The organism is Streptomyces sp. NBC_00440 (assembly GCF_036014215.1).
Lineage (GTDB): Bacteria > Actinomycetota > Actinomycetes > Streptomycetales > Streptomycetaceae > Streptomyces.
Genome location: NZ_CP107921.1, coordinates 7,703,178 through 7,726,325, shown reverse-complemented (window position 1 = coordinate 7,726,325; position 23,148 = coordinate 7,703,178). Strand labels below are relative to the sequence as shown.

The 23,148-nt window shown below is 69.5% G+C and carries 22 protein-coding genes; 8 read left to right on the top strand and 14 right to left on the bottom strand.

Features of this window, described 5'->3' with window-relative positions; all coding sequences use genetic code 11:
* The first annotated feature begins 77 nt into the window (after nucleotides 1-77).
* From OHB13_RS34370 to OHB13_RS34355, 4 genes are all read left to right on the top strand, one after another.
* Nucleotides 78-1,253: a serine hydrolase domain-containing protein gene (locus OHB13_RS34370; RefSeq protein WP_328379745.1), complete on the top strand. Its 1,176-nt coding sequence runs from the start codon at nucleotides 78-80 to the stop codon at nucleotides 1,251-1,253.
* The gene (locus OHB13_RS34365) at nucleotides 1,250-2,638 is read left to right on the top strand and encodes a purine-cytosine permease family protein (RefSeq protein ID WP_328379744.1); all 1,389 of its coding nucleotides are present in this window, start codon (nucleotides 1,250-1,252) and stop codon (nucleotides 2,636-2,638) included. The genes OHB13_RS34370 and OHB13_RS34365 overlap by 4 nt, the downstream gene beginning before the upstream one ends.
* A gap of 120 nt (nucleotides 2,639-2,758) precedes the next feature.
* Nucleotides 2,759-3,520 (top strand): amidase, encoded by a 762-nt coding sequence (locus OHB13_RS34360; protein WP_328379743.1) that lies wholly within the window; start codon nucleotides 2,759-2,761, stop codon nucleotides 3,518-3,520.
* 201 nt (nucleotides 3,521-3,721) lie between these two features.
* Nucleotides 3,722-4,747 (top strand): aldo/keto reductase, encoded by a 1,026-nt coding sequence (locus tag OHB13_RS34355; RefSeq protein ID WP_328379742.1) that lies wholly within the window; start codon nucleotides 3,722-3,724, stop codon nucleotides 4,745-4,747.
* A gap of 157 nt (nucleotides 4,748-4,904) precedes the next feature.
* Here the strand turns inward: OHB13_RS34355 and OHB13_RS34350 are convergent, their stop codons facing one another.
* The 5 genes from OHB13_RS34350 to OHB13_RS34330 form a co-directional block, all read right to left on the bottom strand.
* Nucleotides 4,905-5,579, bottom strand: coding sequence for a hypothetical protein (locus OHB13_RS34350; protein WP_328379741.1), 675 nt, complete (start codon nucleotides 5,577-5,579; stop codon nucleotides 4,905-4,907).
* 255 nt (nucleotides 5,580-5,834) lie between these two features.
* A complete protein-coding gene (locus tag OHB13_RS34345) occupies nucleotides 5,835-7,229 on the bottom strand; it encodes an MFS transporter (protein ID WP_328379740.1) in 1,395 nt (464 codons plus the stop codon).
* Complete coding sequence (locus OHB13_RS34340) at nucleotides 7,222-8,493, bottom strand: M20 family metallo-hydrolase (RefSeq protein WP_328379739.1); 1,272 nt, start codon at nucleotides 8,491-8,493, stop codon at nucleotides 7,222-7,224. The genes OHB13_RS34345 and OHB13_RS34340 overlap by 8 nt, the downstream gene beginning before the upstream one ends.
* A gap of 134 nt (nucleotides 8,494-8,627) precedes the next feature.
* Nucleotides 8,628-9,428 carry an IclR family transcriptional regulator gene (locus OHB13_RS34335; protein ID WP_328379738.1) on the bottom strand — a complete coding sequence of 267 codons (801 nt, stop codon included), beginning with the start codon at nucleotides 9,426-9,428 and terminating at the stop codon, nucleotides 8,628-8,630.
* The gene (locus OHB13_RS34330; protein ID WP_328379737.1) at nucleotides 9,425-10,807 is read right to left on the bottom strand and encodes a dihydroorotase; all 1,383 of its coding nucleotides are present in this window, start codon (nucleotides 10,805-10,807) and stop codon (nucleotides 9,425-9,427) included. The genes OHB13_RS34335 and OHB13_RS34330 overlap by 4 nt, the downstream gene beginning before the upstream one ends.
* Before the next feature lie 201 nt (nucleotides 10,808-11,008).
* On the opposite strand from OHB13_RS34330, the gene OHB13_RS34325 reads away from it, so the two are divergent.
* Nucleotides 11,009-12,457 (top strand): UbiD family decarboxylase, encoded by a 1,449-nt coding sequence (locus OHB13_RS34325; protein WP_328379736.1) that lies wholly within the window; start codon nucleotides 11,009-11,011, stop codon nucleotides 12,455-12,457.
* A 58-nt stretch (nucleotides 12,458-12,515) separates the two neighbouring features.
* On the opposite strand, the gene OHB13_RS34320 is transcribed toward OHB13_RS34325, so the two are convergent.
* The 3 genes from OHB13_RS34320 to OHB13_RS34310 all read right to left on the bottom strand — a co-directional run bounded on the left by OHB13_RS34320 (nucleotide 12,516) and on the right by OHB13_RS34310 (nucleotide 14,534).
* A complete protein-coding gene (locus OHB13_RS34320) occupies nucleotides 12,516-13,331 on the bottom strand; it encodes an SAM-dependent methyltransferase (protein WP_328379735.1) in 816 nt (271 codons plus the stop codon).
* A gap of 88 nt (nucleotides 13,332-13,419) precedes the next feature.
* The gene (locus OHB13_RS34315) at nucleotides 13,420-13,638 is read right to left on the bottom strand and encodes a DUF397 domain-containing protein (protein ID WP_371777684.1); all 219 of its coding nucleotides are present in this window, start codon (nucleotides 13,636-13,638) and stop codon (nucleotides 13,420-13,422) included.
* Nucleotides 13,639-13,667: 29 nt separating this feature from the next.
* Nucleotides 13,668-14,534, bottom strand: coding sequence for a helix-turn-helix domain-containing protein (locus OHB13_RS34310; protein WP_328379734.1), 867 nt, complete (start codon nucleotides 14,532-14,534; stop codon nucleotides 13,668-13,670).
* 315 nt (nucleotides 14,535-14,849) lie between these two features.
* Here OHB13_RS34310 and OHB13_RS34305 point away from each other — a divergent pair, with 315 nt between their 5' ends.
* Nucleotides 14,850-15,308 (top strand): ATP-binding protein, encoded by a 459-nt coding sequence (locus OHB13_RS34305; protein ID WP_328379733.1) that lies wholly within the window; start codon nucleotides 14,850-14,852, stop codon nucleotides 15,306-15,308.
* A 205-nt stretch (nucleotides 15,309-15,513) separates the two neighbouring features.
* Entirely contained in the window at nucleotides 15,514-15,909 is a 396-nt protein-coding gene (locus OHB13_RS34300) for a hypothetical protein (protein ID WP_266862012.1), read from the top strand.
* Between the two features lie 49 nt (nucleotides 15,910-15,958).
* Here the strand turns inward: OHB13_RS34300 and OHB13_RS34295 are convergent, their stop codons facing one another.
* The 3 genes from OHB13_RS34295 to OHB13_RS34285 all read right to left on the bottom strand — a co-directional run bounded on the left by OHB13_RS34295 (nucleotide 15,959) and on the right by OHB13_RS34285 (nucleotide 19,099).
* A complete protein-coding gene (locus OHB13_RS34295) occupies nucleotides 15,959-16,225 on the bottom strand; it encodes a ferredoxin (protein WP_328379732.1) in 267 nt (88 codons plus the stop codon).
* Nucleotides 16,225-17,382: a Rieske 2Fe-2S domain-containing protein gene (locus OHB13_RS34290; RefSeq protein WP_328379731.1), complete on the bottom strand. Its 1,158-nt coding sequence runs from the start codon at nucleotides 17,380-17,382 to the stop codon at nucleotides 16,225-16,227. The genes OHB13_RS34295 and OHB13_RS34290 overlap by 1 nt, the downstream gene beginning before the upstream one ends.
* Nucleotides 17,383-17,584: 202 nt before the next feature.
* On the bottom strand, nucleotides 17,585-19,099 hold the full coding sequence (locus OHB13_RS34285; RefSeq protein WP_328379730.1) for an FAD-binding protein: 1,515 nt from the start codon (nucleotides 19,097-19,099) through the stop codon (nucleotides 17,585-17,587).
* A gap of 237 nt (nucleotides 19,100-19,336) precedes the next feature.
* Between OHB13_RS34285 and OHB13_RS34280 the strand changes: the two genes are divergently transcribed.
* Nucleotides 19,337-19,954 carry a TetR family transcriptional regulator gene (locus tag OHB13_RS34280; protein ID WP_266862016.1) on the top strand — a complete coding sequence of 206 codons (618 nt, stop codon included), beginning with the start codon at nucleotides 19,337-19,339 and terminating at the stop codon, nucleotides 19,952-19,954.
* Nucleotides 19,955-20,026: 72 nt separating this feature from the next.
* Here the strand turns inward: OHB13_RS34280 and hsaA are convergent, their stop codons facing one another.
* The 3 genes from hsaA to OHB13_RS34265 all read right to left on the bottom strand — a co-directional run bounded on the left by hsaA (nucleotide 20,027) and on the right by OHB13_RS34265 (nucleotide 23,023).
* Entirely contained in the window at nucleotides 20,027-21,193 is a 1,167-nt protein-coding gene (hsaA, locus tag OHB13_RS34275; protein ID WP_328379729.1) for a 3-hydroxy-9,10-secoandrosta-1,3,5(10)-triene-9,17-dione monooxygenase oxygenase subunit, read from the bottom strand.
* 66 nt (nucleotides 21,194-21,259) lie between these two features.
* Nucleotides 21,260-22,054 (bottom strand): SDR family NAD(P)-dependent oxidoreductase, encoded by a 795-nt coding sequence (locus tag OHB13_RS34270; protein WP_328379728.1) that lies wholly within the window; start codon nucleotides 22,052-22,054, stop codon nucleotides 21,260-21,262.
* Nucleotides 22,055-22,087: 33 nt separating this feature from the next.
* Entirely contained in the window at nucleotides 22,088-23,023 is a 936-nt protein-coding gene (locus OHB13_RS34265) for a 3-oxoacyl-ACP reductase (protein WP_328379727.1), read from the bottom strand.
* Nucleotides 23,024-23,148: the final 125 nt, after the last annotated feature.

Sequence of the window (23,148 nt, the reverse complement as noted above, 5' to 3'; positions counted from 1 at the left end):
CAATTGGTATTGGACAGCATGGTCCGGGTTCGCGACTCTGGGTCCCACCCCGCCCGCCTTGAACCAGGAGCCGCACCATGAACGCATCCCAGGAAGTCCCGGCCACGCTCGCGAACTGGCTTGAACCGCCGTCCAACCGCTGGGCGTTCAACCATGTCGAGCGCCTGCTGGACACCGCGGTGATCCCACGCGGCCGAACCCGGCCCCGCCGACTCGCCGCGGCCGGCACGAGGCTGGACGAGACGGTGATCGCCACCACCGGCGGCTCCTCCACGGTGGCCGAGTTCCTTGCTCGCACGGCGACCGACGCGATCGTTGTGCTGCGCGGCGACCAGGTGCTGTTCGAGCGCTACTACGGCGAGGCGGCGCCGGACCGCCGGCACGTGCTGATGTCGGTCTCCAAGTCGATCGCCGGCATGGCCGCGGGGTGCCTGGTGGACGACGGGATACTCGACGTGTCGGCCACGGTGGCGACCTACGTTCCGGAACTGGCGTCGTCGGCCTACGGGACGGCGACGGTGCGCGACGTGTTGGATATGACCGCGGCGCTGCGTTACAACCAGGACTACGACGATCCGCGGTCCGAGGTGCGGGTCGGGGACCGAGCGGTGGGCTGGCGGCCCCGGCACAGCGGGGATCCGGACGGCGTGCATGCATTTCTGACCGGACTTGAGCCCGACGGCCCGCACGGGCGCCGGTTCCAGTACTGCTCGGCGACCACCGACGTGCTCGCCTGGGTGCTGGAGCGCGCCGCGGGGCTCCCCTATCCCAGGTTGCTCGGCGAACGTATCTGGTCACGGATCGGAGCCGAGCACGATGCCGTGGTCTCCACGGATCCGGTGGGCACCCCCTACGCCTGTGCAGGAATCAGTGCCACCGCCCGCGATCTCGCCCGCTTCGGTCGATGTGTGCTCGACGGCGGCGTGGTCGACGGGGTTCAGGTCATTCCCGAGGAGTGGATCCATGCCACGCGCCGGGGTGGCCTCGCAGCGGTACTGCCCGACCGCGACCTCGGGTCGATCCACCCGAACGGGACCTACCGCAACCAGTGGTGGATCCCCGGCGACTCGGCAGGCACCTTGTTCGGGATCGGCATCTTCGGCCAGTACCTGTGGCTCGACCCGGAGCGAGACGTCGTCATCGTGAAGTTCTCCAGCCTCCCGCACCCCCGGGACGGCCGTTCCGAGCACGCCGTGGCGCTCGCGGCGATCGCCGAGGCCGTCGGGTCCGAACGCGGCACCTGGGAGGCATGATGAAGGGGCACCCGTCGTTCGCGCTGGAGCGGCGCACGATCGAACACATTCCAGCCACGGAACGCCACGGTCGGCCATGGCACCAGCTCGCCCTGTGGTTCTCCACCAATGTGCAGATCAACACTCTGATCACCGGCGCGGTGACCATCGGGATGGGACTCGACCTGACCTGGGCGGTCATCAGCATCGTGGTGGGGAATCTGGTCGGCGGGCTGTTCATGGCCTACCACTCCGCGCAGGGGCCCCAGCTCGGTCTTCCACAAATGGTGCAGAGCCGCGCCCAGTTCGGTCTCTACGGCGCGGTGCTGCCCTCCGCCATGGTCGTGTTGATGTACCTCGGCTTCGCCGTCGAGGGCAGCCTGGTCGCCGGGCAGGCGATCGCGGCATGGGCCCATGTGCCGAAGACGGTGGGCATCGTGGTGTTCAACCTGGTGCTGCTCATGATTCCCCTGGTGGGATACCGGCTGATCCATGCCGCAGGCCGGGTCGTCGCGGTGATCTCGGGTGTGGCGTTCCTCGCGTTGTTCGTACGGCTTCTCCCGCAGCTGTCCAGCCACCCGTCCGGCGCGACCACGCACTCCGTCGGCGCCGTCGTGTCGGCGATCTCGGTCTGCGTCGCCTGGCAGGTCACCTGGGCTCCCTATGTGTCCGACTACTCCCGCTACCTGCCCGCGGACACACCGACCAGGGTGACGTTCGCCTACACATATCTCGGTTCGGCCGTGGGCGGTGCGGGCACGATGATCGTCGGAGCGATGGCCGCGACCGTCAACAGTGCCGCGGTGAACTCCGACGCGATCGGGTTCCTGGCCGGCCGCTTTCCGTCGGTCAGTGGTCTGCTGGTCGTGGCGCTGCTGGTCGGCTTGGTCCCGGCCGGCGCGGAGGGCCCGTACGGTGCCTTCCTCACCGCGGTCAGCGCGCTGTCGGCGGAGGGCCGGGTGCGTTCGACCGCGGCAGCACGGGCGTTCTTCGTGATCTGCTTCGCGGTCGTCGCGAGCGCGCTCGCCATCGTGTCCAGCGGCAGTCTGCTGACGACCTTCCAGAACATCACGCTGTTCGTGCTGTACCTGCTGGTGCCGTGGACCGCGATCAACCTCACCGACTACTACGTCGTTCGCCGCGGTCACTACGACATTCCCGCGCTGCTGACGAAGAACGGCCGCTACGGTACTTTCACCTGGTGGGCGGTGCTCATCTACTTCGTGTCGATCGCCGTTGAACTGCCGTTCATCAACAGCAGTGTCTACGTGGGGCCGTTGGTGGCATCCCTGGGCGGCGCCGACGTGTCCTGGCTCGTCGGGCTCGTGGTGGGCGGAGGGGGATACTACGCCTGCGCCAAGCTGATCCGGGATCGTCGGATCGAGCCGGTTGTGCAACCGTCGTAGCCGTTCGTTCCCTCCGGCGCGGCTGACCCGGTTCCCGGCGACCAGTGTTGACCGTGCCCGCGTACGGGGCGCCGGCTTGTCCGGACCGGCGGGGAAGTCGTTTACGGAAGGCAGTGTTCTATGGGAGCCGACGACCTCGTATGGCAGGACGCGATCGGTCTCGCCCGTCTGATTCCCGAGGGCACGGTGAGCGCCGTCGAGGTGGTGGCCGCCCACCTCGACCGGATCGAGGCGGTCGGTGACCGGGTGAACGCCTTCGTGACCGTGCTCGGTGAGCAGGCTCTGCACGCCGCAGCGCGACCGGCAAGCGGCCCGCTCGGCGGGGTGCCCTTCACGGTCAAGGACTCCTTCGGCACGGCGGGGGTCCGTACCACCCGCGGATCGAGGCTCTTCGCCGACCGGGTGCCCGAAAGCGACGCCACTCCGGTGGCCCGTCTTCGGCAAGCCGGCGGCATCCTGCTGGCCAAGACGAACCTGCCGGAGATGTCCTACTGGACCGAGACGGACAACCACGTCGCAGGCAGGTCCCTGAACCCCTACGACCCGCAACGCACCCCCGGAGGCTCCAGCGGTGGTGAGTCAGCGGCCATCGCAAGCGGACTCTCGCCTCTCGGTATCGGGAGCGATGTCGCCATCTCCGTGCGCGGGCCCGCCGCCGACACCGGGATCGCCTCGATCAAGCCCACCCACGGCAGGGTGCCGATGACCGGCCACTTCCCCGCCGTACCGCGCCGTTGGTGGCACGCGGGCCCCATGGCCCGCAGCGTGCGCGACCTGCGCCTGGCCCTGTCCCTCATGGAAGGACCCGACGGCGCCGACCCCTACACCGTCGTACCGGCCGCCGAAGCGAGCGCGGAATCGGAGACCTCGGCACAGGGGTAGTCGCGGTCCGCGGTGCATCGACTCTGGTCACGTGCACGCTAGTTGTGCCCACATCGACCGACCGCAGCCGTGCGCGGTGTGCGCGCAGGGCCGCGGGCACTTCGTGAACATCGCTTCTGTCGGCGCATCCGGCGGTGTACCGGGTCTGATCCCGGAGGAGGGTTGCCTTCACATGCACTCCAACTCCTAGCCTTCACAGGCATGGAGACGATTGACGGGACGACGGCCGCCGGTACACACCTGCCTCGCACAAGGGCCCTCGGACGGAGCGGAATCGAGGTGAGCGCCCTCGGTTTTGGCTGCTGGGCCATCGGCGGGGAATGGCAGGACCCGGACGGGAGCCCGCTCGGCTGGGGCAAGGTCGATGACGAGGTGTCCGTTCGTGCCGTGCGCCGTGCGCTGGACCTCGGCGTGACCTTCTTCGACACCGCCGACGTCTACGGAACCGGGCACAGCGAGCGCGTACTCGGACGGGCCCTCGGCAGGCGCCGGGCGGACGTCGTCGTGGCCACCAAGTGGGGCAACCTCTTCGACGAGGAGAGCATGGTCCTGACGGGCGGCGACGACTCACCGGTGTACGTACGGCGTGCGCTGACGGCGTCGCTCGCCAGGCTGGGCACCGACTACGTGGACCTCTACCAGCTCCACCTGTCGGACGTGGATCCTGAACGGGCCGCTCCCCTGCGGGATGCCTGTGAAGATCTCGTACGAGAAGGGCTCATCCGCGCGTACGCATGGAGCACCGACGACCCGGCGCGCGCGGCGGTCTTCGCCGCGGGCCCGCACTGCGCGGCCGTGCAGCACCGCTGCAACGTCCTCCAGGACGCGCCCGAAATGCTCGCCTTGTGCGAGGAGACCGCTCTTGCGAGCATCAACCGCAGCCCGCTCGCGATGGGGCTGCTGACCGGGAAGCACATGCCGGGAAGCACACTCGGCGCCGGTGACATCCGCAATGCGCCGCCTGCCTGGCTGCCGGGTTTCGCGGCGGGTGGCGGCGCTGATCCGCGATGGCTCGCGCGCGTCGAGGCTGTACGGTCCATCCTCACGAGCCGCGGGCGCACTCTCGCCCAGGGCTCGCTGGCCTGGCTGTGGGCGCGCAGCCCGCGGACGGTGCCCATCCCCGGCTTTCGGACCGTGGCGCAGGCAGAGGAAAACGCCCGGACGCTGGAGTTCGGGCCGCTGGCAGAGGAGGAGGTCGCAGAGATCGGGCGTGTGCTGGGGACTTGACGCTCGGGGGCAATGCCGGTGGGGCAGGCAGGACCGGGACGTGAGGCGACAGTGCGGGATCTCAAAGTGTGAATCACGAGCTACTGCGCACGGCCTTGACTCCGTGACGGCTTCGCGTACCCCGCAAGGCCGTACCCCCCACCGTTCGTCCGCAGGCTCAGCTCACGAACTCTCTGTCGCCGTAGCGCACCTCGACCGTGTTCCAGTCGACGCCGAGGTTCTTCGTGAACTTCTCAGCCAGGGACAGGTCCGCGAGCGGGACGACGAGGATGAGCCCCCGGTCAAGGGTGACTGACCCGCCTCCGAGCTCGTCGCGGGCCTCGGGGTTCGCGAGCAACTCGTGGTGCAGACGAGGGGCGCTGACGCCGGGAGCCTGGATTTCGACTGCCTCGGTTTCCGGCGAGGAACGCGGCAGGCAGCGGAAGGTCAGCACCGACTCCTGGTGGTACCGCTTGGCGATGACGCTGGCGACGTGGTGCAGCCCGTCCTGGCCGACCTTGTTGACGTCGAACTCGCGGGAGCGCTCGTAGGTGGCCTGTTTGAGGGCGCCGGACCAGAAGATGCCGTCCAGCAGCTTCGAGGCGCCGGGCCCCGCGCCGTTGGTACGAATGATCCCGCGCACCTCGTGATCGAAACGCGTCAGGCTGGTCTTGAGCCGGGGGTCGGCCGGATCCGTGACGATCGCGGTGTTGTTCGTAGCGAAGATCTCCCCCGCTGGACACCCATGGCCTGCCGCGCTCGCCTGTGTGCTGCCCGCGCCGACGACCCCAAGTGTCAGGGAGGAGACCGAGACCAGAACGCGCAACTGCCGCCATGCAATGGATTTCCTCATACGGTGATCAACGATCTTCAGCAGGGTTTGTTGCGCCTGCCGCCCCACCCACTCGGCGACTTCAATAACGAGCTGCGGCCCCACAGACCTGCCGCCGCGGTGTCGGTGGGATCAGCCCGCTCGGAGCGGAAGCTTCGCACGTCGAGCACCGTCAGAATCGCGCGAGCGTCGCCCGCCGGCCTGGACATCGAAGACCGGCGACCACACGGACCCCGCGTGAACCCACACCGCACGGCGGGACATCATCCCCCTCTCCTACGACGGATCCCCTTGCCCGACACCCGCCTGGCCGTGCGCAGGGCGTGCGGGCGATCGCGCCCGGTCAGGCCGGACAGCGCTCCGTGAGTCCGGGATCACCCGGAACAGCGCGGGGACTGCCGCAAGACATGCCGCAGCGGCGAAGGCCACCCACAGCGCGGGGGCGTAGACGGTCAGCGAGCCGACGGCCCAGGCCATCAGGGCAGGCGTGAAGCCCGCGAAGACCATCGCTGCGATGTTGTAGCTCAGGGCCACGCCCGTGGAGCGCACTTCGACGGGGAAGAGCCGGGTCAGCGTGGAGGGTGCGACACCGGCGAACGCGGCGACACCGGCGCACAGCAGGCTGTGGACGAGCAGCAGGACGGGGAACGCCGGCTGTGCGTGCAGCCATGCCAGCAGGGGCAGCGGCAGCACGAGCAAGCCCAGCGCGCCGGCCATGAGCACTCTCCGCGCACCCGCCGTGTCGGCGGCGCGCCCCGCGACCAGGCACCCGGCTACGAGGACTGCGTTGCCCACCAGAGAGGCGAGGAACGACTGCTGTGCGGTGAAGCCGAGACCTGCCGCGTCGCTCTCGTAGTACGTAGGTGCGTAGATGACCAAGGTGTAGACGCACACGGTCCACAGAACGGAGAAGAGAAATCCGGTGATGACCCGTCCCCGGTACTCGGTCAGCAACTGGACGAGAGGGCCGCGCCCCGGGGTCGTCTCCTGCTCGTTCCGTTCCGGTTTGCTCTTCTCGAATTCCTCGGTCTCCGGCAGATGCCGGCGGATGTAGACGCCGACCGGAATGATGAGCAGGCCGAGCGCGAAGGGAATGCGCCAGGCCCAGGCGTTCATCGCTGATTCGGAGGCGAAGGTCGTGAGGGCGACGCCCACGGCGGCGGCCGCGAGATTGCAGATCCCCATGGATGCCTGGAGCCAGGCGGCGTACCGGGCCTTTCGGCCGGGTGGCGCGTGTTCCACCAGGAAGGCCGTGGCGCCGCCGATCTCGCCGCCTGCCGAGAATCCCTGCAGCAGCCTGCCGACGAGGAGCAGGGCCGGTGCACCGAGCCCGAGGACTGCCACCGGTGGCGCCACGACCAGCAGGAGTGTCCCGGCGCCCATGGTGCTGAGGGAGAGCATCATCGCGGCCTTGCGGCCCTTGCGGTCGCCGTACAGCCCGATGACGACGGCCCCGAGCGGGCGGGCCACGAACCCCGTACCGAAGATGACGAACGTGCTGATGAGAGCCGTACCCGGGTCGTCGTCCCGGAAGAAGTTGTGGGAAATGTAGCCGGCGAAGAAGGCGTAGACCGTGAAGTCGTACCACTCCATCCCGTTGCCGAAGGATGCCGCGACGACCGCGCGCCGGGAGACACGTGTCGTGGTCGCTGTCGTTGCATCTCTATTCACTGCGCACGACCGGACGTTGGTCCAGGGTGGCCAGCGTGCCGGCGAGCACGTGTGCGCCCTGCTCGATGTCGGCGGGCGCGGTGAACTCCTCGGGGCAGTGGCTGAGCCCGCCCTGCGAGGGAACGAAGATCATGCCCATGGGCCCGAGCCGGGCCAGGTGTGCGGCGTCGTGGCCCGCCCCGGACGGGACGGCCCGCCACGGCAGGCCGAGCCTGTCGGCCGACTGACCGATGACATCCTGCAGCAACTCGTCCGTGGGCACGGGGTCCTGATCGGTGAGGTACTCGACGTCGAACCGGACACCTCGCCTCGCCGCTTCCTCGGCGACCTCGTCGACGATCTGCCGGCGCGCCCCCTGGAGCCAGGTGCCGTCCACGCTGCGGATCTCCGCCCAGAGCCGGGCCCGGTCCGTGATGACGCCCATCGACTCGGGGCTCGACTCGATACAGCCGGGAGTGGCCACGCCGTGTACGGGCGCTCCGCATCCGGCACGTTCCACGGCGAGAACTGCCGCTGCGGCGGAGACCAGTGCGTCGTGGCGGTCGGCCATGTGTGTCGTCCCCGCGTGGCCCGCCCGGCCCGCGAAGCGCATCAGGATTCGGTCGATTCCGGCGATCGCGGTGACCACGCCGATGCTGGTGCCGGACGATTCCAGGAGTGGGCCCTGCTCGACGTGCAGTTCCACGTAGGCGTGTACGTCACCGGGGTTCCAGGCCTGCCTCAGCGCGGCGTGCGGGTCGAGCCCGAACCTCTCGATCGCGTCGCCGAGCCTGGTTCCCGTGCTGTCCACCCGGTCCAGGTGCTCCGGCCGCAGCACGCCGGCCACCGCGCGGGAACCCAGGCACGATATGCCGAAATCGTTGGCCTCCTCGCCGAGGAAGTCCACGACCACCAGGTCGTGTTCAAGCGTCGTGCCCGTCTCACGGAATCGCTGGGCCACCTCGATACCGGTCAGGACGCCGACGATGCCGTCGAATCTGCCGCCCTGGGCGACCGTGTCGGTGTGGGATCCGGTGACCAGCGCCGGGCCGCGCCCCCGGCGGCCGGGCAGCCGCCCGACGATGTTGCCCGCCGGGTCCACAACGGGGTCGAGTCCCGCGTCGGCCATCTGCCGGCGTACCCACTCGCGAGAGGCCCGGTAGGACTCCGAGAACACCTCTCGGCTCCAGCCGGGTCGCGTGGAGTCGTGGAATTCGGCGAGCGAGGCGAGGCGCTCGGCGAGTCGTTCGGGATGGGGGGTCAGGGCGTCCAGGTCGATGCTCATTACCTATCCTTCCGGTGAATACCGGACAGTTCTGGCCTGAATTCGGCCAGGTTGGACTGGGATCTCGTACGTACGTGCTGCCTCCGTCGGCGATGGCACGGCCCGCGGAACCGGCGCCGCGTCCGCGACCGTGCTCAGAGGTCCTCGCGCGTGCTCTCCTCATCGGGCGACAGCCACACCTGGGTCGCCGCCCGGGGCATGCTGGCCGTGATGTCCGCGACCGCTTCCCTCAGCAGGGCCAGCGGCCGGGTGACATCGGTGAGTTCCGCGTGCCGCCCCACCAGGGACACCGCGCACAAGCACGAGCCGGCGACAAGAACGGGCATCCCGACGGCGCTGACGCCGGGGGTGAGCCAGCCGTGCGTCACGTGGTAGCCGTCCCTGCGGGCTTCGGCGAGTTCGAGGCGCAGGGACGCGGCGTCCGGGGTCGCCGCCGTGAACCGTTGCAGCCGTCCTTGCAGGACCTGGCGGCGAACCGTCTCGGGCGCCGTCGCCAGCAGCGGCGTGGCGCTGGCCCCCGAGTACAGGGCCAGGACCTGACCGGGCCGCAGCGCCACCGTGCCTGATCCGCTGCCGCGGGTGTCCAGGCAGAGCGCGGCGGTGTGCGCCCGTACCGTGAGTGCCACGTCCAGACCGCTGCGACGCATCAGCCGGGTGAGCACGGGGCGCGCCAGGTCCACCAGGTGCCCGGTACGGTCGATGGAACGGTCGGCGAGGCGGTCGGTGGGCAGCAGGGCGCCGTCGACCTCGGCGAGGAACCCTGCCTCCTTGAGCAGCCGGACGTATCGGTAGGCCGACGACGACGGGATGCCCATGGCCGCGACGACTTCCGACACCTCGGCCTGGCCCCGGTCCTGGATGAACTCCAGGATCCGCAGGCCGCGCGTCAGGGAGGACAGTTCACCTGCGGACGGCCGTCCGATGGTCATGCTCATCTCCGATGCACCTGCTCGCCGCGGCCGGGCTTGCCCGTCAGTCCCTTGCCCGCGTCCCAGACGACGGTGCCACGGCTCAGCGTCAGAGTGACACGGGCACCGGGCGCGTACGCATCGTAGGGGGTCCAGCCGGCGCGGGAGTGCAGGGCCGAGCCGTCGATCCGCCAGGTGTCGTCCGGGGTGAGCACCATGATGTCCGCGTCGTGGCCCGGGGCCAGCCTGCCCTTGCGGTGCCCGATGCCGTACCGGTCGGCAGGGTTGCTGGTCAGTGCGGCCACCGCTCGCGCGAACTGCGGCCCGGCGCCGAAGCGCCGCAGGCAGGCGCCCAGGGTGGTCGCCACGAGGGTCTCGGTGCCCGGCACTCCCGAGTGGTTGTCCAGGATCCGTTCCTGGTCCTTGAACTCGGCGGGCCAAGGGGCGTGGTCGGAGGTGACTGCCGTGGCAAGGCCCGTGGTGACGGCCTGCCACATGGCGTCGCGGTTCGCCCCGTCGCGCAGCGGGGGGTTGATCTTCAGCCGGCCGCGCGAGCCGCGCATGTCGTCCTCGGTGAAGGTCAGGTAGTGCGGGCATGTCTCGAAGGTGATGTCCACGCCCTGGCCCTGGTACCAGCGCACGAGCTCGGCCGACCGCCCCAGGGACAGATGGCACAGGTGCAGCGCGTTGCCCTGATGGGCGGCGATCTCCATCGCGGTGAGCACGCCGAGCGTCTCCGAGACGGGTGGCCGGGTCGCGGAGTGCACAGCCGGATCGGTCGAGGAACGGTGCCGCTCGTCGGCGAGGAGCGCCTTGATGATCTCGTTGTTCTCCGCGTGTACGCACAGCGTCGACTCCACGGCGCCGACGGCCTTCATCACATCCAGCAACTCGGCATCGTCGATACGCGGGAACCGGAACGGGTCGGTGTCGAAGAGCGACACCTTGAACCCCACCACTCCCCCGTCGGCCAGGGCCTCGGCCTCCCGCCAGCCACCGCCGGGCGCGAGGGTGCCGAGCAGGGCGACATCGACGACGGCCTCCTCGGCCACCTTCTCCCGCTTCGCCTTGAGCCGCTCCACGTGGTTCACGGGGCCCTCCGCGTCGAAGGGCATCTCCACGATCGTGGTCACACCTCCGGTGGCCGCGGCGGAGGTTGCGGCCCGCAGCCCCTCACCCGCGTGCGAGTACGAGTGCACGTGGGCGTCGACCGCACCCGGCAGGACGAAAGCGTCCCTGACGTCGATTCGCCGCGCCGCGGGGGCTTTCGGCGCCGCCCCGGTTCCGACTCCGGTGATGACACCACCCGCGACAGCGACCCACCCACGCTCGAATTTCCCGTCCGCGACCGGCACGACCCCGGTGAGGACGATGTCGGCGCGCTCGTGACCTTGTGCCTTTTCCATGGCGTGAAAGGTAGACACGGTGCGGGCCCGGACAGAATACGATTCCCGCGGATCAGGAATCATGCTCGCGGCACCCCTTTCCGCTGCTCTGCACGGCTCCCCGGACCTGCCTTGCGTGGCCTCGGTGACTCATGCACTATTGCGTGCCACCGGCGAGGAGACATCACTCCCGTGTGCCTGCCGAATTACCATTTCCCGAGAATGCGAGCGCGGATGAACATGGGCGACCAATCAATGCGAGGATTCCTCGACGAGTTGGAACGTCGTGGTGAACTCGTCGATATCGACCGGCCGGTCGACCCGCGCTTCGAACTCGCCAGTGTGCTCGCGCTGTTCGACCGTGGCCCCGCCGTGCGGCTGAACCGCGTCACGGGTTCGGAACTGCCCCTGGTCGGAAACATCCTGTCGAGCCGCGCCCGCATCGCCGCCGCACTGCGCGTGCCGGTCACGGACGTCCTCGACACGCTGTCGGCCGCGGTCGCCTCCCGGTGCAAGCCCGAGGTGGTGGATACCGCCCACTGCCAGGAACGGCGGTTCGCCGCCGACGAGGTCTGGAAGCGCGTCCTCGCGCCGACCTACTTCACCGATGACTCCGGCGGCTATCTGACGGCGGGAATGATCGTCGCCCACGACCCGGTCACCGGTCACCGCAACGCCTCCTACGCCCGGATCAAGCCGCTGGGCCCGACGACCGGGTTCGTCGGGATCGCCCCGAACCACCATCTGACCGCGCTCGCCCGCTCCGCCGGGGCTGACGGCCTTCCCGTCGCCGTCACGCTGGGCACCCATCCCGCGATCCAGATGGCCGCCTGCTTCTATCTCGGCCTCGGGGACGACGAGTTGGAGCACGCAGCCCACCTGCTGGGAGCACCGGTCAAGGTGGTGCGGGCCACGACGAGCGACGTTCTTGTGCCCGCCGACGCCGAAGTCGTCATCGAGGGCCTGCTGCACGCCGACCGCCCTGTGCACGAGGGGCTGGTCAGCGAGTACCACGGCATGTACGAGGACTACGGCGACGGGATCACCCTGGAGGTCACGGCGCTGACCACGCGCGCCGACCCCTCGGTCCAGGTCATCCTGCCGGGGCTGGCCGCCGAGCACGCCTACCTCGCCGCGCTGCCGATCGCCGCCGGTCTGCGGCACGCGCTGCGCCTGGCCGGCTGCGGGGACACAGATGTCGCGGTGACGCTCTCCGGAGGCGGCCGCGTCGACGTGGTCGTCGCGCTCCCCGCGCACCAGGGCCGCCAGGCCAAGCGTGCGATCTTCGCTTGTTTCGCCTCCGTCAGCATGGTGAAACAAGTCACCGTCGTGGACTGCGACATCGACATCTGGGACGCCGAACACGTCCACTGGGCACGGACGAGCCGGATGCGCTGGGAGCGCGACCTCATCCTTGCACCCGACGTCCCGGCCGACCGGAACGTGCCGATGCAGCAGGGCGGCACCGTGACGAAGGTCGGCATGGACGCCACAGCCAAACCCGGCGACCGTACGCCGGGACACGCCCTCGCCGTGCCTCCGCGGGAGACCGTGGACCGAGTGCGCCGCCGGCTCGAAACCGACGGTCTGGGGACACGCTTCGCCCCGACTCCGGTGCTGTGGAGTCTGCTCGACACCGGGGATCGCCGCCCCGCGGGCGACCAGCACTGACCGCGCTTCGGCTCTCCGGCACCACCAGGCAGAGGACGGTTTCCTCGCCCGGTCCCGGTCAGCGTTTGATGCCTACACCCGCCAACAGACCAATCTGGGCGTCCGTGGGCTCCGTACCATCGGTGGGTCCGTCGGGCCGCCAGCGGTGGCAGCAGCAGATGCCGGGGTCGATGAGGTCGAGCCCGTCGAAGAAATGTCGGACGTCGCTGTGTGAACGGAACTGCACCGGGGTTCCGGAGCTGGTGTAGATCTCCGCGACCTTGTTCCAGGTGACCGGGTCGAAGTCGGGCGTGCAGTGGTTCATGGCGAGGGCGCTGCCGACCGGGAGGGAGTCGAGCAGTCGGCGGACGATGGCGTACGGGTCGTGCGGGTCGGTGATGAAGTGCATGAGGGCGTTGAGGTTGAGGGCGATGGGCTGGTCGAAGTCCAGAACCTCCGACTCGGCAACGGCGCTCATGAGTGCGTCGGGGTCGGTGACGTCGGCCTCGATGTAGGCCGTGCGTCCCTGCGTCGTGCTGCGCATCAGGCGTTCGGCGTACTTGAGTACGAGGGGGTCGTTGTCGGCGTACACGACGCGGGCATCGAGCGCGACGGACTGGGCGACCTGGTGCAGGTTGGGCTCGGTCGGTATGCCGGTGCCGATGTCGAGCCACTGGCGGATGCCGTACTCCTGCGCCAGGACACGAGTGGCCCGGTGCATGAACGCCCGGTTCTCGCGGGCAGTTACGAAGATGCCGGGGTGAGCGTCGGCGGCGACCAGAGCCGCCTCCTTGTCGATCTCGAAGTGATCCTTGCCACCGAGGAAGTAGTCGTACATCCGGGCCGAGTGCGGCCTGCTCGTGTCGAGATCCCGGCCGGCCTGCCTGGTGGTCATGTTCTCCCCTTCATCTTCATGCGTGTGTCTGTCGGCCCGCAGGCCAGGAACGGGACCGGTGTCGTCGTCCCTTCTGCCCGCCGCCGGTTCACCCGGCGGCCAAGTGATCGGCCAGGCCCTCTTTGACCCCGCGGAGGAACGCGGCGATCTCCTCCGGCGCATAGATCAGCGCAGGCCCGGCCGGGTCGGTCGACTGCCTTACGGCCACGCGGCCGTCGGCGAGCTTCTTCGTCTCGACGCACTGACCGCCGTTCGGCCCGCTCCAGGGACGCTCCCAGCCCTGTTCACCGAGATCGCGGGCCGACATCCCGTTGTAGACACCCTCGTCGGTGATCGTCACGAGTACTCCTTGCGCATGCGGTTCAAGAGCGCCCTGCTGTCCTCGGACGACGTCAGCAGCGCCATACGGGAATGCGCCTCAAGATGGGCGACGACGTCCGCGCGCTGATCCAGGTAGACGGAGGCAGACAGGAGCTCGCTGTAGACGATGTCGGGCAACTCGGGTTCCTCGAAGCGGAAATACGTGAACGGGGCACACGCCCCGACATGCGCACCCGCGGCGAAGGGCACGATGTCGAGACTGACATGGGCGAGCTCGGACACGTCCAGCAGCCGCTCGATCTGTTCCCGCATCACGTCGGCGCTGCCCACCGCCCGGTGCAGGACGGCTTCCTCCATCACCACCCACAACGTAGGGGCGTCCTCCCGCTCCAGCAGGCTCTGGCGGTGCAGCCGTAGCTCCACGCGGCGCGCGAGTTCCTCCTCGCTGCCGTTCGGCAGCCCGCCGAGCAGCACGGCGCGGGCGTAGTCGGGGGTCTGCAGAAGACCGGTGACGTACTGGGGTTCGTACGTACGCAGGGTCTTGGCGCCGGTCTCCAGGCTGACGTAGGCGGTGAACCAGCTGGGGACGGCGTCGCGGTAGGAGTGCCACCAGCCGGGCTCGTTGGCTCGCTCGGCCAGGTCGACGAACTCGGCGATCTCCTGACGGTCCGCGCCGAAGGTCTCCAGGAGCTTCTCCACGTAGAGAGGCTTCAGCGCGACCTCGGCCTTTTCCAGCCGACGGATCGTCAAGGTCTTCACGCGCAGTGCTTTTGCCGCGTCCTCCAGCGAGGCACCGGCGCCGAGTCGCATGTCCTGCAGCCGGCGGCCGAGGATCATACGCAGGACTGTCGGTGCGCTGGTACTGGAACGGGCTTCACTCACGCCCAACCTCCTGAGGGTTCATCAACAACGCCATTCTTACAGTGTCTTGCTGACGACGCCAGGGTGATACCCGCGCTGCTGAAATTATCAGGGAGTCGGTTGCAGCGTGGGTCGATCACGCGCATAGTTGACGTGTGAGCGGTCAAGTCGCAGCTCTGACGCAGCATCCGGCCCGGGCGGGACACGTGATGCTGATGCCGTCGTCGGCACCCCACCGCAGGGCGCCTGCCTCGGCACACGCCTCTCACACCGCGGGCTGCGGCCCGCAGCCCCACACCGCGCCTGCCCCCCGGAAGGCACTGGAAGGCGACATCCTTGACTCTGCCCACGACCTCAGCCCCGGCCTCGCCCCCCGCCTCAGCCGCGGCCGTGCCTCGTCGGGAGTACTGGCTCGGCCTGCCGGCCCTGCACACCAGCGCGAGATCCGCCCGCGACAACGTGCGCGACCGGCTCCGTGCCTGGAAGGTGCCAGGCGACACATGCAGCGACGCGGTGTTGCTGGTCTCCGAGCTGACCACGAACGCTGTACTCCACACCGACAGCGCTCATGTCCTGTGCGGCCTCACGCTGACCGGCGACGAGCGGCGCCTGCGCATCGAACTCCACGACGACGGCCGTACCCCGGTCCGCCCGCCCGAGCATCTGGCGGGCCCCCGCGAGGAGGGCGGGCGAGGTCTGTTCCTCGTCCAGCAACTCGCGGACCGCTGGGGCTCCGCCCGCTCGACGCGGGCCGAAGGCAACGTCGTCTGGGCGGAGTTGACGGCCCACCCCTGACGTCATCGGTACGGGCGGGCGCCGAATCCGGCGCCCGCCCCGGCAGCGACAGCCCGGTTGCAGCCTGGAAAAGCCCGGCCCGCTGCGCACCGGACCAGGTCACCCGTCCGTCGGCAGAGACCGCAGCCGGCACCGCACGGCCCCGCTACGTCCCCTTCACTCGGCGAGGAACCCCTTCTCCTCGATCCACCTACAGAAGGCACCCATGACCCCCTACGGTGAACCCGCTTCCCCCGTCGTGCTGTACGTATGTGCCGACCGAGCCCCGGGCGCGCCGGGGGCAGCCACACAGCGCGCACAGACGGAAGGCCGCGCCTTCGCCCAGGAGCGCGGACTGACGATCGCCGAGGTCATCACCGACACATACGGTGAGCCCGACCCGGCCCAGCGCAGAGGGTGGCGGCGGGTGAGACAGCTGGTACAGACAGGTCACGTCACGGATGTACTCGTCCGCTGGCCCAACGCCATCGCCCCGGAGTCCGCGCATGAACTCCGGCACCGCGAGACCGCCTGGCTCCACGACCGCGGCGTGCGCGTCCGCTACACATGGGCGCCCTTGTCGTCGAAGAGCGACGAGACCCGGCATCCCGCTGGGCGATGACCAGATCTCTGATTCGCCCGGCCGGTGACGGCAGCACCTTCCGGGCCCGTCAGGTGTCCGCGTAGCCCGGTGGGGCGCGGAACTCTCCCTCGGCGGCGGCCCGGCGAATCGTGGTCCGGAGAGCGGAGCACCCGGTGAAGACAGCACCTGTCCCGGCCGTGCGACGTTCGGAGCAGGCCGCCAGCGCTTCGGCGTTCCACTGCACGCTGGTCTGCTCCCAGCTGCTCTTGCGCGCCTCCACCCGCGCACCGCAGGTGCCGCACGCGACGGGGACCATGGGGGCGTCCAGGAGCCTGTTGTCGGGCCGGACCGCCATCAGGCGGACCCGTCCTGTGCTGCGACGTCCTGCCGGGCGATGTTCTGCTCGATCTCGGTCCGCCAGGCGGCGTTGGGCTTGGTGGTGTCGATCTCGAATTCGAACCGGTCGGTCATCTCCGGGCGCACCTCGGCAGCGTCGACGTAGAACTGCTCGTACCATCGGCGCAGTTGGTAGACCGGGCCGTCCTCCTCGCAGAGCAGCGGGTTGTCGATACGGGCCTTGTGCTTCCAGATCTCGACGTCCTGTTCGAAGCCGATTTTGATGAACTCGCCCATTTTCTCGGCTACTTCTTCGGCTGCGCCGCCCAGGTGCGGGGCCTTCTCCATCAGGATGCCGTACTGGAGCACGAACGAGTCCTCGGACACCGGGTAGTGACAGTTGATCAGTACCGACCTCACGTCACCGTCGTCGTAGTGGTAGGTCAGTTCGTCGATCATGAACGAGGGGCCGTGGTAGGAAGCGACGGAGGTCTGGCCCAGCACCTTGGGGGCTCCGCTCCCCTCGGCCTGCGGGCGACGCACGTCCTCGCGGGCGACGCCCTTCATGATCTGAGTCGCGGTGTGACCCTCGAAGATGTTCTCGAAGTAGGTGGGGAACGAGTAGTGCACATAGAAGAAGTGCGCCATGTCCACGACGTTGTCGACGATCTCACGGCAGTTCGCGCCATCGATACGGATCGAGTACCAGGACCAGTCCGTCCAGCGGTCGCTCGTCGCGCCCTCGATACGGGGGATCGTCACGGACTCGGGAGGCGGGTTCCCCTCCGGGTCGTTCCAGACGAACAGCAGGCCGTCCTGCTGCAGCGTCGGGTAGGCCGCGGTCCGGGCTCGCAACGGGACCCGGCGGGCGTAGGGGATGCCTCGGCAGCGTCCGTCACCGCCCCAGCGCCAGTTGTGGAACGGGCAGGCGACGTCATCGCCCTCCACCGTGCCCCTGGACAGGTCTCCGCCCATGTGACGGCAGTACGCGTCGAGCACGTTGAGCGTGCCGTCGGCCGAGGCCCAGACGACCAGCTTCTGCCCGAAGGCGTGCACCGTGTGCGGCTTGCCGTCCGTGAACTCCCGGGCGAGGCCCAGACAGTGCCAGCCACGGGCGAAACGGCCCGGGAGGGAGTCCGCCTCGATCGTGCGGACGTCGTGGGGCGCGGTGGCCATCTGTGCCTTCCTTTCCGCCGAGACTGCGCTCGGCGCGGTGTGGGGCGTGCGGGCCGGCCCGCCGGGGGACGGTGGCGCGGGCCCTGTGCACGGCCGGCCCGACGCGGTCACCTCGGCGGACGAGGCGGTGGCGTCCCGGTGAACGTAGGGTCGGGGGCGGACGGGCCGGTGCCGCGGTCCCACTGAGCGGTACGGCCGGAGTTCAGCCGGTCATGTCCTTGGCGGCCAGGGACCCGAACACCATCGCGGTGCCGATCGGGATTCCCGGGCCCGGGTAGAACGCCCCGGTGAACGATGCGCTCGTGTTGCCGGCCGCGTACAGCCCGGCGATCGGTGTGCGGTCCGCTCGCAGCACCCTCGCCGAGGTGTCGGTGACCAGGCCGCCCTTGGTTCCCAGGTCCGCGAGTACGAGCCTCGCCGCGTAGAAGGGCGCCTTGCGGACGGGCCGCAGCACAGGCTCGCCGAACCAGTGCCCGTACTCGTCCGACTCACGGCCGAACTCCTCGTCCTGCCCCTTGTCGGCGAAGCCGTTGAAGCGCTCGACGGCAGCGGCCAGCCTGTCGGCCGGGACTCCGATGAGCCGGGCAAGTTGCTCCGGGGAGTCGGCCTCGGTGAGGGTTCCTGAGGCGAGGTGGGCGGCCGGGTCGCCCCACGGCGGCAGCATGACCGCGGGGATCGCGCCCGCGGTGCGGTCGTCGAAGATGACATAGGAGGGCGTCCGGGACGGTTCCTGGGCCATCTCGCGCCCGAACCTGTCGTAGGGCAGGGATTCGTTGGCGTACCGGGAGCCGTGTGCGTCGACGACCAGGCCGCCGAAGAACCCGCAGACGAAAGCCGGTTGACCGTCGGGCATCATGAGGCCGGGGCACCACCAGCCCTCGTGCATCAGGTCGGTGTCCGCGCCGATCGCCGTCGCGGCCAGGACGGGTTCACCGGTGTTCGTGCTGGTCGGCGCCATGGAGCAGCCGGCGCTGCCCGGTACTCCGTGGATGCTTCGCAGACGTTCGTTGTGCTCGAATCCGCCGCCGGCCAGGAGCACGCCCCGGCGGGCCCCGATCCGTACACGGCGGCCGTGCCGGGTGGCGACGATGCCGGTCACCCGCTCGTGGGTGGTGACGAGCTGGTCCATCCGGGTCCGGGTGCGGACCGTGCCATGGCCGGTGCGGTCGTATGCCAGCAGCAGGCGGCCGATGAGCGCGCGTCCCGCCGTCAGCGGGGCCGACTCGTCGTGCTCCTGGCCCGTCCGGTCGCTGTCCACCGGGGGGCGGACCAGGGAGAGCAGTTCGCCCAGGTCACCCGGGTCGAGGTCGGCGGGGACGAACGAGCGCCCGCCCGGCACCCGGCCGGGCCGCTCGTAGTAGTCGGGGAACTCCCTGAACCGGAACGCGATGGCCGGGTCCTTCTCCAGCCGGGCCACCAGGCGGGGCGCCTCCGCGAGGAAGGCGTCCTGTTTCCCGGCGGTGCCGTCGCCCAGCAGGGCGCGCAGATAGGTACGGGCCGATTCGGTCGAATCGGGGACTCCATCGCGCTTCTGCACCGGTGAGCCGGGGAGCCACAGGGCCGCGCCGGAGTACGCGCTCATCCCGCCCAGCCGGGATGTCTTCTCCACCACGACGGTTTCGAGGCCCGCGACGGCGGTCAGGTACGCGCCGGTCAGTGCTCCGCCGCCGGACCCCACGACGACGACGTCGTACTCCTCGTCCCACTTCTCTGCCATGCTTCGACCTCCCGCGGTTGCCGGTGTTCGCCGTCAGGAAATCCCAGTCACCGCGCGGTGCGTCCGCGGCAGTCCCACTCAGCAGTACACGGGCACCCGCGAACGCGTCGTCGGCGCTCTCATGGGCCTGCGGCACCGGACGTGTTCCGGGGCCTCGGCTGCTTCCCGCTCTGCCGGGGCGGCCTCACCGTTAGCATGGTGCGCTGAAGGCGCCATCACGAGCCGGAAGAGGAAACCGTGCCCAGAGTCGCCGAGAACCGGCCAGCGGCGGAGCCGCAGTCACCCGGGCAGAAGGCACGGTACGCGCGCATCCTGAGTGTCACCGCCCGGCTGGGCGCTGAACGGGGTCTTGAGCATGTGCAGATGCACGACGTGGCCAAGGAGGCCGGCGTCGCCATTGCCACGCTCTACCGCTACTTCCCGTCCAAGACGCATTTGTTCACCGCGATCATGTCCGCCCAGGTCGACCACATGGGCGACGATTCACCGGAGATCCGTGCGGCAGCCGGCCCCGTCGACGCTGTCGCCGAGACGCTGCTCCGGTCCACGCGCCACATGCTGCGGACCCCGCTCCTGGCGAGCGCCATGATGCAGAGCAACTACGCCGCGCACGCCGCCACCGTCAGCGAGGCCGCCGGTATCGAGGCCAAGGTGCATCGCACGGTGCTGGGGCTGCTCGGGCTCGACCACCCCACCGACCGGGACAACCGTCTGATCCGGCTGCTGATGAAGAGCTGGCACGGCGTGCTGATCTCCGCGCTGTACGGTCACACGACGCACTCCGACGCGGAGACCGAGATCCGGCTCGCGTGCGAGGTGCTGCTCGGGGACCGCTCCAACGCCCCCGTCGACTGACGGCTTCGACGGCGGTACCGATCCCGGACCGCAGATCGCAGACATCGGGTTGCAGACATCGGGTTGGAGATTTCAGACGAGGTTGTCCTCGACGGTCAGTCCGAGCGCACCGCGGCCGTACATGGCCAGTGTCCGTTCGACGTCGTTGGCCACATGCACACTGCCGGCGTGTGCGTCGCGCCACGCTCGTTCGATCGGACTGCCGCGCCGCAGCGAGTGGCCGCCCGCCGTCTTGAACAGCAGGTCGATCGCCGTGACGGCACGTTCGGTGCCCCGCACCTGGTCGCGGCGGGTCCTGAGCCGCAGCTCCATCGGAATGTCGCGGCCCTGCGCCGCGTGGGCCGTCAGTTCCCTGATGTTGCGGTCCATCTGCAGGACGGTCGCGTCGATCTCGGAGGCTGCCCGCGCGATGGCCACCTGCGCGTAGGGGTCCTCGGCGAACCGGCCGCCGCCGAGGCTCAGCGAGCCACGCTCCTTCGTCGCGGCGACGTAGGAGTCGTAGCCGCCGGCGACCGCGCCGACGACCGGGGCGGTGACCGCGCTGGTGAAGACAGCGCCGAAGGGCAGCCGGTAGAGCGGTCCACGGTTGATCTTCTGGCCCGGGCCCTTCAGCTGCGCCTGCTCGTAGTTCCGGATCACATGGTGGCGGGGGACGAAGGCCTGCTCGACGAGGATGTCGTTGCTGGCCGTGCCCCGCAGCCCGACGACGTCCCACACGTCCTCGATGCGGTAGTCGGAACGGGGCACGAGCACGGACAGGAAGTCGACGGGCCTGCCCTGATCGCCGATGACCAGGGCCCCGAGCAGCGCCCATCGGGCGTAGTGGCAGCCGGAGGAGAAGCTCCAGCGGCCGGTGAGGCGGTACCCGTCGTCGACGGGGGTGAGCCGTCCCACCGGCGCGTAGGCGGACGACACGAGGGTGTCGGGGTCCGTGCCCCATACTTCCCGCTGCGCCTGTTCGGGGAAGAGTCCCAACTGCCAGGGATGCACGCCCAGTACGGAGGCGACCCAGCCGGTCGAGCAGCAGACGGCCGAGATGGCACGGATGACCTCGTAGAACTCCACCAGGTCTGCTTCCTGACCGCCGAACGGGCGGGGCTGGAGCATCCGGAAGACACCGGCTCCGGTCAGTTCGCGCACCGTCCGGTCCGGGATCCGTCCCTTCTCGTCGGTGGCCCGGGCCCGCTCCGCTATGGCCGGGAGCAGGGTGCGCACCCTCTCAAGAACCGTATTCCCCATGGGGCTGTCCTTCACGTCCGTTCCTGACTGGTCTCGTTGCCCGGCACCGCCGGCCGGTCCTCGGGGTCAATCCGAGGGCAGGAGCCGCCGGGAGGCTTCGCCGGCATCGAGGATCTGCTCTGCGCGGTGGCGGACCGCGCTGCGCTGCTCCGCCGTGGCCAGGTTTCCGCCTGCCACCCACACGGGTCCGTCCGCGAGATGCTCCAGACCTTCACGTGCCACGTCGTCGGACTCCGCGACGTTCAGCCCCGGCAGATCCATTCGCAGGCCGGCCCGTTCCATCGCCGGGGTGCGGGTCACCCCCAGGACGAGTTCGGTCACGTGGACTCCGTACGGCCTCAGTTCCAGCCAGAGGCCCTCGGTGAAGACCCTGCTGAACGCCTTCACTGCGGAGTAGACACTCAGCCGTGCCTGGCCCATATAACCCGCGAGCGAGCCGACCAGCATGATGCCGCCCCGGCGGCGCTCCTTCATCAGCGCGCCGAAGTGGTGGGTGAGGGCGAGCTGGGAGGTGACGTTGAGGTCGATCACACCTTGCGCACGGCCGAGGTCGCCGCCGACGAATTCATGACCGTAGGTGTTGGCTCCCGCGTTGAAGATCAGGAGTCCTACGTCGAGGCCGTCCGTCACGGCCCGGATCGAATTCAGTGCTCCGCTGTCGAGCAGGTCGAGGGCGAGGGTGCGCACCTCGACGCCCTTGGCGCGGGCCTCGTCCGCGGTCTGCTCAAGGGGGCCCGGTTTGCGGGCGATGAGGACCAGGTTGATGCCGGCTTCGGCGAGGCGGTGGGCGAAGCATGCCCCTACCCCCTCCGACCCGCCGGCGACGACCGCCCACGGGCCGTACATGTCTTTGTCGATCATCGGCTTCCTTCCTGGGGAGAGCGCGGGTGGTGGTCAGCGGGCTGCGGTCGCGTCCTGCGTCCCTGTGGTGTCGAGTGCGGCGACGCTGTAGGCCGCGAACATGCGGTGCGGGTCCCGGCCCGAGAAGTACGGCGTCAGGCGGGAGTCCAGCTCACCCGCGGTGAAGGCGCCGGTCGCCGCGGTGAATTTCTTCTCCACCGTGGGCGGCGCGAGCAGGGCGATCATGTCGCCGTAGACGACGAAGACCTGGCCGTTGATCTCGTCCGCGGCCGCGGAGGCGAGGTGGCCGACGAACGTCGCGACCCGTTCGGGGGCCATGATGTCCAGGCCGCCTTCGGGCGAGCTGCCCGCTCCGAACGCCTCGGCCGTCATGGCGGTGCGGGCGCGCGGGCAGATGGCGTTGGCGCGTACGCCGTAGCGGGCCAGGCCCTGTGCCGTGGCGAGGGTGAGCGCGGTGATGCCGGCTTTGGCCGCCGAGTAGTTCGGCTGGCCCGGGGCGCCGAAGAGGAAGGCCTCGGACGACGTGTTGACGACTCGTCCGTAGACCGGGCCGCCCGCGGCTTTGCTCGCCGCCCGCCAGTGCACCGCCGCGGCACGCGTGAGGGCGGCGTGTCCTTTGAGGTGGATCCGGATGACGTCGTCCCAGTCGGACTCGCTGAGGTTGAATACCATCTTGTCGCGCAGGACCCCGGCATTGTTGACGACGATGTCCAGGCTGCCGAAGGTCTCCAGCGCGGTGCTTACCAGCTGGTCGCCCATGGACCAGTCGCCGATGTCCCCGGTCACGGCAACGGCTTCGCGCCCCAGGGTCTTGATCTCCGCGACGACGTCATCGGCGGCCGGTCCCACGTCGTTGATGACGACATTGGCGCCGCGGGCCGCCAGCTCAAGCGCCTCGCTTCGGCCCAGGCCGGCGCCGGCCCCGGTGACGACGGCGGTCCGCCCGTGGAGGCTGGTCCTCGTGCTCATCTGCCCTCTTCCGCTCGTGTCCTGCGTTGCCGTCTTGTCCTGCATCGCTGTCTTGTCCTGCGTGGCCGTTTCGGCACCGGGTAAACTAGTATGAATTCTGTTTCAGCTTCCCTGTCCGTCCCGCT